This is a genomic window from Humisphaera borealis (assembly GCF_015169395.1).
Taxonomy (GTDB): Bacteria; Planctomycetota; Phycisphaerae; order Tepidisphaerales; family Tepidisphaeraceae; genus Humisphaera; species Humisphaera borealis.
The window spans coordinates 1,999,632-2,015,573 of record NZ_CP063458.1; the positions used below are offsets into that span (position 1 = coordinate 1,999,632).

Sequence of the window (15,942 nt, forward strand, 5' to 3'; positions counted from 1 at the left end):
AGCCCCTCTCGGGGAAGCCGCCGATTGAGACGCCCTTGCCTTGCCGCCGAACCAACGTTTCCACCAAGGTTGCCGACTCATATCACTCCCAATTTCGAAGCGGTTTCCGTTCCCACCCAGGTCTACATCCCCAGTTCCTTCACCAAAAACGCCATCGCGTCCGCCTGCTCTTCGATGATCTTCGCCGTCGGTTTGCCGCCGCCGTGGCCGGCTTTGACGTCGATGCGAATCAGGACCGGGTTGTCGCCGCCGTGGCACTCCTGTAACCGCGCGGCGAACTTGAAGCTGTGCGCGGGGACGACGCGGTCGTCGTGATCGGCCGTGGTCACCATCGTTGACGGGTACTTCACGCCGGGCTTGAGGTTGTGGTACGGCGAGTAGCCGTAGAGCACCTTGAACTCGGCCGCGTCGTCGGCCGATCCGTAGTCGCTCTTCCATGCCCAGCCGATGGTGAACTTGTGGAACCGCAGCATGTCCATCACGCCGACAGCGGGAACCGCGGCTTTGAACAGCTCCGGTCGCTGGGTCATGGCGGCCCCGACGAGCAGCCCGCCGTTGCTGCCGCCCTGGATCGCCAGCTTCTGGCTCGATGTGTATTTGTTCGCGATCAGCCACTCGGCGGACGCTATAAAATCGTCGAACACGTTCTGCTTTTTCAGCTTGGTGCCGGCTTCGTGCCATTCCTCGCCGTACTCACCGCCGCCGCGCAGGTTGGCCACGGCGTACACGCCGCCCATCTCCATCCAGGCGACGCGCGACACGCTAAAGCCCGGCGTCATGGGAATGTTGAACCCGCCGTAGCCGTACAAAATCGTAGGGTTGGTGCCGTCCAGCTTCAGGCCTTTCTTGTGCGAAATGAACATCGGCACCTTCGTGCCGTCTTTGCTGGGGACGAAGACCTGTGTCGTTTCAAAGCCGTCGCGATCGAACTTCACGTTCGGGGCGCGAAAGGCCTCGCTCCGGCCGGTCTCAAAGTCGTAGCGGTAGACCACGCCGGGCGTGGTGAAGCTGGTGTATGAATAGAACGTCTCGCGATCGCCGCGCTTCCCGCCAAACCCGCCGGCCGAGCCGAGGCCGGGCAGTGCGATCTCCGCCAGCGGCTTGCCATCGATCGCGAACGTGCGGACGACACTGTGCGCGTCCTTCAGGTATTCGACCACAAACCGGTCGGCGACAATGTTCACGCCGTCCAGCGTCTCGGCCGACTGCGGGATCAGTTCCTTCCAGTTCTCACGCTGCGGCCTGGCGACATCAATCGCGATCACTCGCCCGCGCGGGGCGTCCAGGTCAGTCTTGAAGAAGAACACCGAACCTTCGTTGTCGATGAAGTCGTAAGAGGCATCGAATGCCATCAGCAGTTCGACCACCGGCGACTCGGGCCTGCTCAGGTCTTTGTACAGCACGCGGTTCTTCGGATCGGTCCCCTGCCCGCTGTGGATGACCAGATAGCGGCCGTCGTCGGTGACATGCCCGCTGAAGCTCCAGTCCTTCTGATCGGGCCGGTGGTAGACGAGCACATCGTCGCTCTGCGGCGTGCCGATCTTGTGAAAGTAGAGCTTCTGGAAGTAGTTCACCTTGGTCAGCTTCGCGCCCTCGGCCGGCTCGTCGTAACGGCTGTAGAAGAAGCCGCTGCCGTCCTTCAGCCAGCTTGCCCGGGAGAACTTCACCCACTTGAGGTGGTCCGCCAGATCGTTCCCGGTGCGGATATCGCGAACCTTCCACTCCTGCCAGTCCGACCCGGCGGCGGACAAGCCATACGCCATCAGATGGCCGTCTTCGCTGACGGCCGTGCCCGACAGCGCCACGGTTCCGTCGGCCGACAGCTTGTTCGGGTCGATCAGCAGTTTCGGCTCGGCCGAGAGCGTATCCATCGTGTAGAGGACGCTCTGGTTCTGCAGGCCGTCGTTGCGGCTGATGAAGTACCGCCCGCCATGCTTGCCGGGAACGCCCCACCGCTCGTAGTTCCAGAGTTCCGTCAGGCGGTCCTTGATCGCCTGCCGCTGGGGAATCTTCGCGAGGTAGTCGAAGGTGACCTTGTTCTGGGCTTCCACCCATGCCTTGGTGTCGGCGGCGTTGTCGTCTTCGAGCCAGCGGTAGGGGTCGGCGACGGCGACGCCGTGATAGACGTCGGACTGATCGACCTTGCGGGTTTGCGGGTAAGTCATCGGAGTAGCGGCGAACGTGAGCGAGGGCAGGAGCACAAACGCGGTAAGCAGTCGGATTCGCGACATAGTGCCAAGGATGACGCAGGGGAACGTGCCGGTCAAACGGAAAGGATCATGACGAACGCGGCGCGATCACTCGCACGGACCTGCGGATCGCCCCAGCCGATGGCGTGTGCATGCTTTACATCATGAAGCAGGAATTGACGGAGGGGATACTGACAATTAGCCTACTCTTGTGGGCGACGGCTAAGGGTGGCGCGTGCCGCCGTGTTATGCGAACGGCAACAGTGATGGGACAGTGGCGCACTTGGATAACGGTCGCGGGCCTCGTGTTGATGTGCGTTGCAGGAGCTACATTCGCTTACTGCCAGTTCGACGCCTCCGAGAAGCCAGACGTGGTCTACATCCTTGGTCACAGGTACGACCTGGCGTGGGAAGTTGCAGCACCCGCCGCCGTGTTAAGCGTAGTCCTGCTGGCCGTGCGGCTGTCGCTTAACCAGCCATTGCAGCGGACCGGGGCCGCACAACGCGGGTTCGAAGTCCTTGACGTCCCAGATCGCGGCCCCGGCCGCTGAACGTCAGTCCGTCATGCAGCGGGATGCTCGCTATGCCCATCGACCTTTCCCCTTCGGAAAAGCTTGCCTTCACGACGGTTCGCATCGAATGCGACACGCCCGCAGGCAAATCCACTGGCACAGGCTTCTACTTCGCGTTCTGCCGGAAGGGCGAACAGTTCGTGCCAGCGATCGTCACCAACAAACATGTCGTCGCCGGCAGCACAACGGGTCGCTTCCACCTTCATCTATCCCAGAACCCGGACTCCGTTCCGACAACGCACACCGGATTCGAGGTACCGGACTTCGAGAAGCAGTGGATTGGACATCCGAACGCTGACGTCGACCTGTGTGTCATGCCCATAGCGCCGCTTCTGCGGTTCTCTGAGCAGCAGGGGAAGAAGCTCTTCTTCATTCCTATGGATGAGCAGTTGCTACCAACGGCCAACGACTTAGGGAACCTTATGGCGATTGAGGAGGTTGTCATGGTCGGGTATACGAATGGGATCTGGGACCACGTGAACAACATGCCCGTATTCCGGCGCGGGGTCACTGCTACACACCCAAATGCGGACTACTGCGGCCGCAAGGAGTTCATGATCGACGCAGCCTGCTTCCCCGGATCCAGCGGTTCTCCAGTCCTGTTGTACAACTTTGGGAACTACTCTGACCGTAAGGGGAACACAATCATCGGCTCACGCATCAAATTGCTTGGCATCCTTTATGCCGGCCCACAGCACACGGCGACTGGTGAAATAGCGATTCAGACAATCCAAACGGTTTCGAAGCCTGTCGCGATATCGCGAATCCCAAACAATTTGGGGGTCATCATCAAGGCCGAACGACTCAAGGATTTTGAGGCGATTCTCCAGCCGCCGGGCGGCGGTCCATCCTCTGCATAGGGAAGTCCTGCAGCGGTCTGGGCGGCCATCACGGTCGAGTCGTCGAGGCCGCCTCCGGTGCCCGTCCGGCCGCGGAACGTCGTTCAGTTATAGGTGTCTCGTGAGTTGGCGAACCGGCGGCAAGCTATTCATCGAAATCTTCCCACTCTTTTAGGCGAACACTTCCGATCGGGAGGAGCGGATCGAGTTTCTCAGTGATCTGCTTAAGGTATTTATGGAGGATGAGATCGACACCTGCGACGTCGAGGTAGTCCATCCCGAGATGCGCGCGATCGGCGCTGAGATTGCCGAGCTTGAGCGGTATAGGGACGACGGAGACCCGGCGTAACCGCCGGAACTTATGATCCCGCCGCTCTTAGCGGCCGACAGAGGGGGCTGACTGAACAGTCACGGCCATCAAGGGAATGACACGCCGTTTGCGACGTCGCTGCTAACGCGTTTCTCCGTTATCGGTATCATCCTTCGGGCACAGTCGCCGTCACACAGACGCCGAATGGCTTTGAAGGAGAAACGAATGGCTGTATCACGCTGGATGGGTCGCGGACTGGTCGCGTTGGTTGCGGTTGGGTTGTTGTCGGCGAGGTCTCCCGGTGCCGATGCGCCTGCACCCCAGCCGCCCGCCCCGGCCCCGCTCGCCGAGGCCGCGGGGCGAATGACCGTGCCGCCGGGGTTCAATGTGAGGCTGTTCGCCGGCGAGCCCGACGTGGTGCAGCCGATCGCGTTCACCTGGGACCATCGCGGGCGGATGTGGGTGGTGCAGTGCCTGAGCTATCCCAACTGGGCGATGGACGACAGTAAGCCCGGAACCGACAGCATCATCATCCTGGAAGACACCGACCACGACGGCAAGTTCGACAAGCGGACTGTCTTTGCCGACAAGCTGCGGAACGTCTCGGCGATCGAGGTCGGTTTCGGCGGCGTCTGGATCGGCGCGATTCCCTACCTTCAGTTCATCCCCGACCGTGACGGCGACGACAAGCCCGACGGCCCGCCGGAGAATCTGCTCGACGGCTGGAACGTCAAAGAGGTCAAGCACAACATCTTCTCGTCATTCACCTGGGGCCCGGACGGCTGGCTGTATGCCACCAACGGCATTCAGTCCAAGAGTGCCGTCGGCAAGCCCGGCACGCCGGCCGAGAAACGCGTGAAGTTCGATTGCGGCGTATGGCGCTATCACCCGACGAAGCACCTCTTCGAAGTCGTCTGTGTCGGCACGACCAACCCGTGGGGCCTGGACTTCGACGAGTACGGGAACTGCTTCTTCACCAACTGCGTGATCGCGCACCTTTGGCATGCGATACCGGGTGCGCACTTCCAGCGCATGTACGGCCAGCACACCAACCCCTACCACTACGGGTATATGCAGAGCTGCGCCGACCACCTGCACTGGGGCGGCGGAAGCTGGACCGAATCCCGCGGCGGACAAGGAAAACACTCCGAAGCCGGCGGCGGACACGCCCATATCGGCGCGATGGTTTACCAGGGCGACAACTGGCCAGACGAATACCGCGGCGGACTGTACACCTGCAATCTGCACGGCAATCGCGTGAACCACGACATCTTCGAGGCCAAAGGCTCCGGCGTCGTCGCGCACCACGGCAAGGATTTTCTGCTCGCCAACGACACCTGGTTCCGCGGGCTGGCGATCAAATCCGGACCCGACGGGGCGGTCTACATCTGCGACTGGACCGACACCGGCGAATGCCACAACTACGTCGTCGTTGACCGGATGAATGGCCGGCTCTATCGCGTGGCGTTCGGCACGCCATCGACCGTTCCCGCCGACCTGTCGAAGCTCGACGATACGGGACTGATCAAGCTGCTGGATCACAAGAACCAATGGTGGACGCGAACGGCCCGCCGGCTGCTTCAGGAACGGACGGCGACGGGCAAGCTGGGCGGCGATACGGTGGCCTCGCTTCGCAAGGCGCTGGATGTCACGAACGATCCGAAAGCCAAACTGCGGGCCCTGTGGCATCTCGTCGCCGTCGACGGCGTGACGCCGGAACTGCTGACCCAACTGACCGGCGATTCGCCGTACGTCGCCGGCTGGGCGATCCGACTGGCGGTGGACGGCGGCCGTCCGTCGGATGCCCTGCTGGCGCGATTTGCCGAGCTGGCCAGGTCGAGCGAATCGCCGGTGGTGCGTCTGAACCTCGCATCGGCGTTGCAACGCCTGCCGGTCGCCGACCGCTGGGCGATCGCCGAGGGCCTCGTTCAACACGACGACAACGAAGACGCCAACCTGCCGTTGATGGTTTGGTTTGGCGTGGAGCCGCTTGTCTCGGCGGACCTGTCCCGTGCGATGGCGCTGGCCGAGAAGAGCAAGCTGAAAATCGTCCAGCAATACATCGCCCGCCGGGCGGTGGACGGCGTCAGCAAACCCGGGATGGAAGCGGTCGTAGCGCTGCTCGATAAGACTAGCGATCAGGAGTTGCGCAAGTGGCTGCTGGTCGGGTTGAAGGAAGGATTGGCCGGCCTGCGGAAGGTGGACATGCCGGCCGCCTGGCCGCAGGTCTACCAGAAACTGCTGGCGAGCAATCGCGGCGAAGTGCGGGAAGGCGCGACGCAGGTGGGGCTGGTCTTTGGCGACACCCTGGCGCTCGGCGATCTGCGCAAGCAGGCGACCGACGCCACCGCCGACCCGCAGGCACGGCAGCGGGCGATCCAATCACTGGTGACGGCGAAGGACGCCGACCTGGCCCCCCTGCTGCACAAGCTGCTGGACGACCGCGACGTGCGAACGACGGCGATCAAGGCGATCGCCGCCGTCGGGCATGCCGACTCGGCCAAGGAGATCATCAAGCGTTACGGCAAGCTGACCGTGTTCGAAAAGCCCGACGCCGTTCAGACGCTGGTGTCGCGGCCGGCGTATGCCTCGGCACTGCTCGACGCGATCGAGGCGGGCACCGTCGCGCGGGCGGATCTGACGGCCTATTCCGTTCGCCAGCTGGCCAACATCACCGATGCCGGCGTCAAGGCGAAGCTGGCCAAGGTGTGGGGCGACGTCCGCCCGACGGACAAGGACAAGCAGCAGAAGATCAAGGACTACAAGAAGCTGTTTGCCGCCGACGTCCTTGCCAAGGCCGATCTTGCCAACGGAAAGGGCGTCTACGCCAAGACGTGCGCGGCTTGTCACACGCTGTTCAACGAAGGCGGCAAAGTCGGGCCCGACCTGACCGGCAGCCAGCGGACGAACCTCGACTACGTGCTGGAGAATGTGGTCGATCCCAGTGCGCAGGTGGCCAGGGAGTTCCGAGTCACGATCATTGATACAAAGGACGACCGAACAATCGACGGAATCGTGACGGCCGAGAACGACAAGAGCGTGACGATCCGCACGACCAATGAGGAGATCACCGTTCCGGTGTCAGAGATCCGCAAACGCCGACAATCGCCGTTGAGCATGATGCCCGAAGGGCAACTCGACACGATGCCGGAGAAGGATCGCGTGGACCTGATCGGGTACCTGATGAAGTGAAGCGGCACCAATTGTTCCGGAAGTCGGTTTCAACACGAAGGGCACGAAGTCACGAAGGCCACGAAGAAAACGCGAAGGGCGTGCTGCTTTTCAACGGCTGTTCCAGGTACCTGATGTCTCCTCGTGTCCTTCGTGCCTTCGTGTTGAAATCGAACTTTAGATGGCATCCCACGGACGTCGCCGAGATCGCCCCCGGCACTGCACACCAACTGGCAGCCCTCTGCGGGAGCTGATCAAAACGGAAGCTCTTTGCCCAGCAGCCGAAACCGCAGCATGGTGAGCGCCATTTTCGCGGCGCGGTCGCGGATCATCTCGCGGTCGCCGGTGAGGATAAATCGCCGGGCGGTGACGCCGTCGGTGTGAGCCAGGGCGATCCAGACGGTGCCGACCGGCTTTTCCGGGGTGCCGCCGTCGGGGCCGGCGATGCCGCTGAGGCTTAGGGCGTACGTCGCCCCGGCGCGGTCGCGGGCGCCCTTGGCCATCGCGAGCACCGTGGCCTCGCTGACCGCGCCGTGGTCGATGAGTGTTTGCGCCGGCACGCCGAGCAGATCTGTTTTTGCCTGATTCGCGTAGGTCACCCAACCATACTTGAAGTAGGCACTGGAACCGGGGATGTCGGTCAGCATCCTGGCGACCAGTCCGCCGGTGCAGCTTTCGGCGGTCGCGACGGTGGGGTGCGATGGGTCTTGCAGCAGCAGCCTTGCAACGACCGTCGCCAGCGGAACATCATCCTGACCGTAGATCAGATCGCCCAGCTCCGCGTGGCACCGGGCCGCGGTCTCTTCGAGCTTGGCGGTCGCTTCTTCGAGCGAGGGATACCGCGCATTCAGCCGCAGGGAGACGATGCCGCCGGAGACGGTGGTGCCCACCGAAGGATTGCGCCCGCGGGTCATCAGTTCGCCGAGCTTTTCGGCGACGGCGCTTTCCCCCTGGCCGAAGGTGTGCAGGATGCGCGACAGGATGACCGCCCCGCCGGTCCGCTGCTTGAGCCAGGGGAGCACGTCGCGGGTGAACATCGCCTTCATTTCCTTGGGCACGCCGGGCGTGGCGAACAGCGGAACCTCGGTCGCGACGAGTTCTTCGTTGTCGTCCTCGCCTTCGACGTCGATCGACTTGATCATCGCCATCACGCCCGCGGCGGTGCCGCAGGTGTTCCAGAGCAACTGAGCGCCGGCGGGGATCATCGCCTGGATGCGGTTGGTTTCGGGCATCCGCCGGCCGAGCTTGCGGAAGAAGCCTTCGATCTCGGCGAGCCATTTCTCATCGACGACCAGCTCGACTTCGTTCACCGCCGCGATCGCCTGGCGGGTGAGGTCGTCTTCGGTCGGTCCGATGCCGCCGGACACGATGATGACATCGGCGAGGGATGCCGCCTCGGCGATCGCGATCTCGATCAGCGCCTGGTCGTCGCCGACGGTGCGATGGCCGATGATGTCGCACCCGATCGCCGCCAGTTGCTGGCTGATCCACGCGGAGTTGGTGTCAACCGTTTGACCCAGAACCAGTTCGTCACCGACGGATAGGATGATGGCGTTCATGTCGTGCTTAGCGTAGGCGAGATCGGGGCAATGAGGTAGGTGGGCAGCAGCGATGTGCCGTCAGCCGGGTGTTGCGTCGAGATCCTGGTCGAGCCGCTGGATGACCTTCTGCAGCCGGCGCTGCAGGCCGGCGCTCAGGTCCTGCTGACCGTACCGAACCCGGTAGAAGACTTCCGTCAATCGCCGGATGCTGCGGTAGGCGCTGTGGGGCAGGAACAGCAGCGAGCGGGAAAACTCCAGCGGCGTCAGGTGTGCGGGGCGGTCGATCTTCCGGCGTTCCAGGATGCGAAGCAGGTCGTCGTAGAAGCCCAGTTGCCGCGCCAGCCGAAGCTGCTCGTCGTGCGGCAGCGCGGCCAGACCGATGCGGGCCGCCCTGCGCCGCAGCAGCCAGCGCCGGATCGCCCAGCGGAGCGCCATCGCGGCGGCGATCAGTGCGACGACGATGATCACCCAGCGGACGAGTGCTGAATCGGGATCGGTGATCGCGCGGTACAGGGTGGAATCGCTCAGCTTCCGCGTGAGCCAACCTTCGTTCACGCCCCGGTACAGCGGGCGCGTCATCTCGGTCTCGATCGCCTGGATGAGGCCCTCGCGGCTGTCGTTGTCATACGCGATGACGTTGTTGGCGTACGAGAACTCGAGCCAGTTCAGCATGTGCTTGATCTGCTGGTACAGGCCGTACTCGTGCGGCTGGTTGTCCACGTCTCGTGCGCTGGTGGGATCGAAGGTGACCCAGCCCGTCGGTGTGAGCACCTCGACCCAGGCGTGGGCGTGGGCCTGTCGGATGACAAACTGGTTGCTGTAGGGATTGAACTCGTCGCATTTGAAGCCCAGCGCCACCCTGGCGTTGACGCCCACCGACTGACACAGCAGCGACATCGCCGCGGCGAAGTACTCGCAGTGACCGCGTCGCCCGTCCTTGGAGAGGAACCAGAGAATGGGATCGGCCTCGCGGCGCGATTCGGAATCGCTGATGTCCAGGGTGTAAGAGAACTCGTTGCGGAGATGACGAGCGATATTGGCGGCAATCTCCTCGTCCACCGCCGACGGCCCGCCCAGCTTTTCGCGCTGCGCGGCCAGGGGGCGCCCGGCGTCGTCCACACCGGAGACATCGACCCGACGCGCGTACGCCTCGATGTCGGGGTGGACGTAAGGAAGCGTGATCAAGCGGTTGCTCCGAACGGCAACGATCGGCTTGCCGGCCATGTAGGCATCGAGCAGAACGCTGACCCGCTGGGTGGAAGCCACGTCGCCGAGCTTGACGCCCCCCGCTTCGATGATGTAGTCGCCGTCACGAAAGCCGAAGCAGCGCAGGTACATCGGTCCGTAGACGCGCGAGGTCGCCCGGAGCGACGGCACGATTTCGCTGGTCGTGGGATGGACGATGTCGGCCGGCTCCAGCAGGCTGAAGTCGGCGGGGAAACGGGTGGGAAAGCGTGCCTGGTTGAAGTCGCGCGGGTTGGCCGCGTCGTCGGACGTCACGTCGTATTCGATCGCACTGGACAACGGATCTTCCGTTTGCAGCGACAGATCGGTACCGGGCATGGTCGATACGTCACGGTGCGGGGTAAAGCTGCGGGCGGTGGACACCCGCTCGCCGGGCGTGCCACTGCCGGACACCACAAAGATCGCCCGCGTGCCGGTTGGCGAGAGGGAGGTCTTCTGCTCGTAGGTCACAGCGGCGGCGGGCGGTGTCGAGGCGGTGAGAAATGTCACTTCGCGCGGGGCGTAGGCGGTGTACCGGCTGACGTTGGAGGGCGCGTAGTCGCGGGCGTCGCGGGCGAATCCACCCCGCCCCAGCGTCCGCCGCCCGATTCCGCCCAGCGGCTCGACCGCGGCGCCGCGATAGCGATCCATCGTCACGCCACGAAAGTAAATAGTGTCGCCGGGACCCATCGGCCGGCCATTTTTGGTGACCGACGTATATCCCATGATCCGGTCGTTCTGCTGGATGCGGGCGACCTGATTGAAGTTCAGTTCGTCGACGAAGCCGGTCATCGACTGCCCGGCCCGCGACTGGGAGGGCGCCAGGAACGACTGCCCGGAACCGCGCGGAAAGACCAGGAACACGACGACGGCGGTCAGGATCGAACCGGTCGCCGTGACCACCGATAGTCGCCGCATCGACCGGGCGAGGAACCGCTGGTCCTGCCGTAGCACCGCCGGGCTGACCTTCTCTTCGGGCAGCGGATAGGCGGCCATCGCCTTGTCAGTCTCGACCTTCAAATGGAACAGCAGGCAGCAGTACAGCGACAGGAACAGGTACAACAAGAGAAGAATGCCGAACAGCAGACTGCTGGTGTTGATGGAAGCGGCGACCATCAACAGCAGGCTGAGCACCAGGAGCTGGCCGTAATCCCGATTGGCGCGCTGTTCCCAGAGCTTGACGACCTGCAGGATGACCAGGAACTGGCCGATGGTCATGACCGGCGAGGCTGCCGGGCCGCCGATCGGGCTGAAAAACTGCCGCGCGACAAAAAACATCGACGCGAGCGTGATCAGATTCGCCAGCAGTCTCGGAAGCGGTTTAAACCGACCGGTGAGAACGAGCCACCCGTTAAGCCCCACCCCGCAGCACCCCAGGAGCCAGATGCCCGGCGACCGCGACGCAATGGAGAACCCCGTGATGCCCAGGAAAAGCAGCAGGAACAGTGCGGGCTTGAACTGGGTGATACGCATCGTTCGTCGCGGATTGTATCACGATAATAGGCAACAGGCAGAGGGCAGGAGCCGGTAACCAGAAAACGATGAGCCGCGAGTGTTCTTCTTCTCCGCTCTGCGTACTACCTACTGCCTACCGCATCCACCCATCCTTTCACAATGTTCTCGGTCTTCATGATCTCGTAGAGCTTTTCGATCTGCTCCTGCGATTCGCTCACCCGGATCTCGCGCTCCAGCGGGGTTTTGCGGTTCGGGCTGAAGTCGGTGAAGTACGCGACGAACGCCGGCCACTCACCATTACCGGCATCGCCGTGCTTGTTGGTCTTCCAAAGCAGCAGCTTGCGGACCATCGTTTGTCCCTTAAGTTGCTTGGTGTAGACCTCCCGCTTCAGGATCGTGCTGCCGGGAAGCGTCAACTGCCGCGCATCGCGGTCGATCATCGGCACTTCGACGATATCCGCGACCTGCTGTAGCCGAAGGTCCTGCGGGTTGGGCGTCTTGTCCTGCCGCTTGCGGAGGAACTGCGGCGAGATCGGGCTGGCCAGCGGCAACCGGCGGACGGCGCCGTACTTCGCCGCGCGGTTGTCCCAGTTCAGCACCATCCGGTCCACGCTGCCGCCGCGGGTGTTCTGGCTGATCAGGTCCAGGCAGCTGATCTCGATCACCCACTCCGGCCGGACCATCTGGTAGGCGAGCTGCTCGTTGACCTCGGTGTATTCGCTTTCGGCGGGGATGTCCTTCAGATCGGAGAGAAACTCCCTCCGCTGGTCGTCGGTGAAGCCGCCGCCCACGCGCCCAAGCACCTGGTAGGTTTCGTCCGGCCGCATAAGGCCGATGAGCATGTCGTGCATCATGCCGGCGCGGTCGGGCTCGTTGCTTTCGGTGAACCCCAGCACGGCCACATCGAGCGTCGACCGCGGCTTGATCTTGTACAGCCCGGCGACGTCCGACCGGGCGACGATCCCCTCGGCGTTCTCCCCTTCGACCCAGGTCTCGTAGTGTTTCTCGACATCGGCCAGCGTTTTGACGTGGTGCGTCTCTACTGGATGGATGCCCTTGCCGCTTTTGAAGTACTTTTCGATCTGCTTCCAGTTGTCGGCGTAGCGGTGCGACAGCTTCTTCTGGTCGATCTCCAGGATGTCGAACACCGCAAACCGAAGCGTGCCGACCTCGTCCGCATTGGCCGGCTGCCGGGCGACGCGCGACACGTCGTGGCACCGCGGCCGGCGATCGGTGCGGGCGACGTAAAGTTCACCGGCGAAGACGGCCGAATCGACCTTCGCGTCCTTCAACAGCTTGACCGCCTCGGCCATGAACGGAAGCCCGACGCGAACCGTCCCGCCGGGGTTGACGATGCAGCAGGAACCGGACTGAACAACCAGAAGGCTGAACTCGCCGTCCACCTTGCGGCTGACGAAGTAGTCGGATTCCGGCAGTTTGAGTTTCATCGTCGGCTTATCGAACGCCGCCATGTGCGACGCGAGCATCCGCCGATGCTCCTGGGCCATCAGGTGCCAGAAGGGATTGGTCAGCGCCCTCGCGTTGGCGACGCCGTAGTCGCCCATGAGAAGTTGGACGCGGGAGGTATCGACGAGGGGGTTGTTGGTGTTGGCCATGATAGTGTCCGATCCTCATTCAAAGCCGTCGTGTCCAAATCCACTGGGCATTTCAGATTGGAAGGGCTTCAACGTACCGCCCTTCCAAACTTTCGCCCGGAGTTCCCAAGGAGGGGGACAAACGTTCCATCCGATGCTTGTGCCTAACCAGATCTACTGCGTTTTCGCAACTCCGCGAGATGGACGATGGCAATAATCCACGGCAACAGGGTGAACGGAAGCAGGATTAGCAACATGACGGCGATTTGCCCAAGGTTGAGGCATGCCAACCAATTGAGCTTGCCTCCAACCTCGCTCGGAAATTCGATGATGACGAAGATCGCCGGAAGCATGCTCCCGAAAAGGGTGAAAATGACTGCGCCAGCGACGAGTTCTCCTCGCGATTGTTCTTCAAGCGGCTTTGTATTTCCGGTGCTTGGCACGGCAAATCTTTCCGTCGCAGTGTGTTGCCTGTCGTGGCGGCAAAAGAGTGTACTCTACACTTCGTCATAGCCCTCGCCCGTCTTCTCCTCAATCAACTTCTCCGCCTGCTTCTTCGCCGCATCTTCGTTCGCAAAGGTCTTGGACTTACTTTGTCCGGCCGAGCCGATGCGGCCCCACTTGGTGGTGACATCGCAACCCGACCGCCCGACCTCCCAGAACTTGCTGGACTTCTCGTCGTTGTATTCGAACCGCCGAAACGCTGGGGGCGCAACGTTGCTACCGGACTCACCCGTCTTCGAACTCGGGCCGTTCGTGCCGGGCTCGGTTTCTCCGGCGGGCAGTGCCCGCCCTACCTGTACGACGGTGCTGGACTTGGTCGCAGCTGCCTTGCCGGAAGTCGTCGCCGCCGGGCCCGACGGCACAACACCGCCGTTCGTCTTGCCGTCCGTCCGCACGCCGACATAACTCGGGAACCTCGGCACACCCGCTTCCGACAACTCCTGATAGCGGAAGGTAATTGTCGCGCCGACGGCCGGCGGTGCGCCGCGTTCTTTGTCCGAAAACCCCGTGCCGACGGCGAACTGCGTCCCATCCGCCAACTTCACCAGCAGCGCACCGAGCCGACCCTTGTGCTTGCCCAGCCCGTCCTGATGACCGATCACCATTGCCTCGGCGTCGTGGAACGTCTTGACCTTCAGCAGTGTGCTCGACCGGCCGGCGGCATATTTGCTGCCGGGCTGGCGGAGCATCAGCCCTTCGCCGCCCAGCGCTTCGACACGCGACAGCTCAGTCCGCAACGACGCGATGTCCCTGCAAAGCTGCTGTGCGTGCGGCTCGGCATACTTTGCCTTGCTTCCGGCAAGGGTGTCGCGCAAAAGTGCGAGCCGATCCTCGAATCCACCGGCCGCCGCCGGCGCGTCGAACACCAGGTACTGAACTTCCTTCCAAAGTTCCGACTTGTCCTGCCGCCGGACCACGCTCACCGTCCGCTGGAACTTCTTACGGCCGATCCACAGTTCGCCGTCGAGAGGTGTATTCGGCAGGCCTTCGATGAACCAATCCGGTGCGTGATACAGGTTGCCCTGTCGCGACAGGAACTGCTTTCCATCCCAATAGGCCCGGACGCCGTCGAGTTTCTCGCTCATCCACCAGCCGGCGAGGTCGGCGGCGTTGTCCCAGCTTTCGGCGAGCAGGATCGGCGGACCGGCTACCTCGTTACCCTCTTCGTCGACCTTGGTCGCCTTCACCGGCTTCTGCGGAAGCGCACCGCCCAGGCGGGCCTCCTCGGCGGCATCGCCTCGCAGCTTGCGAAGGTGTTTACAGGTGCGAACTTCGATCGCGGTGGACTGGTTCCGCCACGCCGGGCAGGTGCAGGAATAGACCCCGCCGCTGTTCCGCAGTACGTACGGCTTACTGCCGGAGCCCTGCATTTCTGTCGATTCGCCGTCGGCAAGATCAGCCATAAGGTTCCCCGCGGAAATGTGTCATAATCGCGTCGTTGATTTTGCCTCGAATCAGCCGCGCGCTATGATGACCACAGTGCTAACGTATACCGTACACAAACTTTGACGTCAACTTCTTGTTGCCCCTCGTTAAACTGAGCTAAATGTGCCGACGATCACCCGCATCTCCGAGCAGCGCCGGCGGAAGAACCGCCGCAACGTGCATCTCGATGGCGCGTTTGCGTTCTCCTGTAATATCAATGTGATCGCCCGGTTTCGGCTCGTCGAAGGACAGCGTCTGACGCCCGACGAGGTGACGACTATCCTGCAAGGGGAAGTCCGCCAGGAGTGCTTTGACGATGCGATGAAATCGCTGCAGATGCGGCTCCACAGCAGGCGGGAACTGGCGGCGAAGCTGAAGCGGAAGGAGTATGGCGAAACGACCATTGCTGGCGTGCTCGACGATCTTGAGCGCATGGGCTATCTCGACGACGAACGATTCGCCAAGACCAAGGCGCTATCCGCCGCGCAGCACAAGCACCACGGCAAACGGCGGGCGAAGATCGAACTGATGAAGGCCGGTGTCCACAGCAGCACGGCCGACGCCGCCCTCAATGACGTCTACAACCGCCACGACAGCGTCGCCGTCGCCCGGCAACTGGCGCAGAAGCAGGCGGCCCGGCTGTTGAAACTCGAACCCGCCGTCGCCCGGCGGCGACTGGTGGGCATGCTGCAGCGGCGCGGGTTTTCGTTCGAGGAAATCAAGCCGGTGGTGGATGAGGTGTTGGGGCAGGAAAGGGATTGAGATTCGTTCAATCGTATTTCGCCCAATCAACTACCTCCTTCGGAGCGTACAGCGTTTCGTCGCTGACCCACTGCCTCAGTCGGTCGCCGTTGAGCCTGTACGGAACTCCCGGTTGATCCAGCTTGGCCACTTCAAAAGAAATCGGTTCAATGAACAGAGTCTCGTTGCAGGCGACGCACCGCATAACGCGATAGGGATGCTTCTCCACGATGATGTCGCAGATTCGATGAAGACTTGGATATGCGTGAATGCACCTTTTGGCGTCCGACGCCGTCTGCAAGAGATGCAGCAATTGAGCAGCATTACCATCCGCCAGATATCGCTCCCAAGCTAACTTCAACTTGTTCATCTCGCA

At 62.6% G+C, this 15,942-nt stretch carries 11 protein-coding genes and 1 pseudogene; 4 read left to right on the forward strand and 8 right to left on the reverse strand.

What is annotated here, in order from left to right:
• Positions 1–122: 122 nt before the first annotated feature.
• A complete protein-coding gene (locus IPV69_RS07465; RefSeq protein WP_390884398.1) occupies positions 123–2,165 on the reverse strand; it encodes a prolyl oligopeptidase family serine peptidase in 2,043 nt (680 codons plus the stop codon).
• Positions 2,166–2,341: 176 nt separating this feature from the next.
• Here IPV69_RS07465 and IPV69_RS07470 point away from each other — a divergent pair, with 176 nt between their 5' ends.
• From IPV69_RS07470 to IPV69_RS07480, 3 genes are all read left to right on the forward strand, one after another.
• On the forward strand, positions 2,342–2,740 hold the full coding sequence (locus tag IPV69_RS07470) for a hypothetical protein (RefSeq protein WP_206294362.1): 399 nt from the start codon (positions 2,342–2,344) through the stop codon (positions 2,738–2,740).
• A 32-nt stretch (positions 2,741–2,772) separates the two neighbouring features.
• Positions 2,773–3,621, forward strand: a complete 849-nt coding sequence (locus IPV69_RS07475; RefSeq protein WP_206294363.1) for a S1 family peptidase — start codon at positions 2,773–2,775, stop codon at positions 3,619–3,621.
• 514 nt (positions 3,622–4,135) lie between these two features.
• Positions 4,136–7,102 (forward strand): PVC-type heme-binding CxxCH protein, encoded by a 2,967-nt coding sequence (locus IPV69_RS07480; RefSeq protein ID WP_206294364.1) that lies wholly within the window; start codon positions 4,136–4,138, stop codon positions 7,100–7,102.
• 233 nt (positions 7,103–7,335) lie between these two features.
• Here the strand turns inward: IPV69_RS07480 and IPV69_RS07485 are convergent, their stop codons facing one another.
• The 6 genes and pseudogenes from IPV69_RS07485 to IPV69_RS07505 form a co-directional block, all read right to left on the reverse strand.
• Positions 7,336–8,640, reverse strand: a complete 1,305-nt coding sequence (locus IPV69_RS07485; protein WP_206294365.1) for a competence/damage-inducible protein A — start codon at positions 8,638–8,640, stop codon at positions 7,336–7,338.
• Between the two features lie 60 nt (positions 8,641–8,700).
• Positions 8,701–11,319, reverse strand: a complete 2,619-nt coding sequence (locus IPV69_RS07490) for a transglutaminase TgpA family protein (protein WP_206294366.1) — start codon at positions 11,317–11,319, stop codon at positions 8,701–8,703.
• Between the two features lie 104 nt (positions 11,320–11,423).
• Positions 11,424–12,917 (reverse strand): ATP-dependent DNA ligase, encoded by a 1,494-nt coding sequence (locus IPV69_RS07495; RefSeq protein ID WP_206294367.1) that lies wholly within the window; start codon positions 12,915–12,917, stop codon positions 11,424–11,426.
• Positions 12,918–13,060: 143 nt separating this feature from the next.
• Positions 13,061–13,339: a hypothetical protein gene (locus IPV69_RS07500; RefSeq protein WP_206294368.1), complete on the reverse strand. Its 279-nt coding sequence runs from the start codon at positions 13,337–13,339 to the stop codon at positions 13,061–13,063.
• A 54-nt stretch (positions 13,340–13,393) separates the two neighbouring features.
• Positions 13,394–13,795 carry a WGR domain-containing protein gene (locus tag IPV69_RS27880; RefSeq protein ID WP_390884399.1) on the reverse strand — a complete coding sequence of 134 codons (402 nt, stop codon included), beginning with the start codon at positions 13,793–13,795 and terminating at the stop codon, positions 13,394–13,396.
• Positions 13,784–14,803, reverse strand: a pseudogene (locus IPV69_RS07505) (DNA ligase); the annotation flags it as partial. The gene IPV69_RS27880 and the pseudogene IPV69_RS07505, both read right to left, overlap by 12 nt.
• A gap of 145 nt (positions 14,804–14,948) precedes the next feature.
• Between IPV69_RS07505 and IPV69_RS07510 the strand changes: the two are divergent.
• Positions 14,949–15,587, forward strand: a complete 639-nt coding sequence (locus IPV69_RS07510; protein ID WP_206294370.1) for a regulatory protein RecX — start codon at positions 14,949–14,951, stop codon at positions 15,585–15,587.
• Between the two features lie 7 nt (positions 15,588–15,594).
• Here IPV69_RS07510 and IPV69_RS07515 read toward each other — a convergent pair whose 3' ends face one another.
• Entirely contained in the window at positions 15,595–15,936 is a 342-nt protein-coding gene (locus tag IPV69_RS07515) for a hypothetical protein (RefSeq protein ID WP_206294371.1), read from the reverse strand.
• Positions 15,937–15,942: the final 6 nt, after the last annotated feature.

What these genes read in the sequence shown, in the direction of transcription:
- IPV69_RS07470 (WP_206294362.1), top strand. Translation starts at nt 2,342, where the DNA reads ATGCTTTACATCATGAAGCAGGAATTGACGGAGGGGATACTGACAATT.
- IPV69_RS07475 (WP_206294363.1), top strand. Translation starts at nt 2,773, where the DNA reads ATGCCCATCGACCTTTCCCCTTCGGAAAAGCTTGCCTTCACGACGGTT.
- IPV69_RS07495 (WP_206294367.1), bottom strand. Translation starts at nt 12,917, where the DNA reads ATGGCCAACACCAACAACCCCCTCGTCGATACCTCCCGCGTCCAACTT.
- IPV69_RS07480 (WP_206294364.1), top strand. Translation starts at nt 4,136, where the DNA reads ATGGCTGTATCACGCTGGATGGGTCGCGGACTGGTCGCGTTGGTTGCG.
- IPV69_RS07490 (WP_206294366.1), bottom strand. Translation starts at nt 11,319, where the DNA reads ATGCGTATCACCCAGTTCAAGCCCGCACTGTTCCTGCTGCTTTTCCTG.
- IPV69_RS07485 (WP_206294365.1), bottom strand. Translation starts at nt 8,640, where the DNA reads ATGAACGCCATCATCCTATCCGTCGGTGACGAACTGGTTCTGGGTCAA.
- IPV69_RS07515 (WP_206294371.1), bottom strand. Translation starts at nt 15,936, where the DNA reads ATGAACAAGTTGAAGTTAGCTTGGGAGCGATATCTGGCGGATGGTAAT.
- IPV69_RS07465 (WP_390884398.1), bottom strand. Translation starts at nt 2,165, where the DNA reads ATGACTTACCCGCAAACCCGCAAGGTCGATCAGTCCGACGTCTATCAC.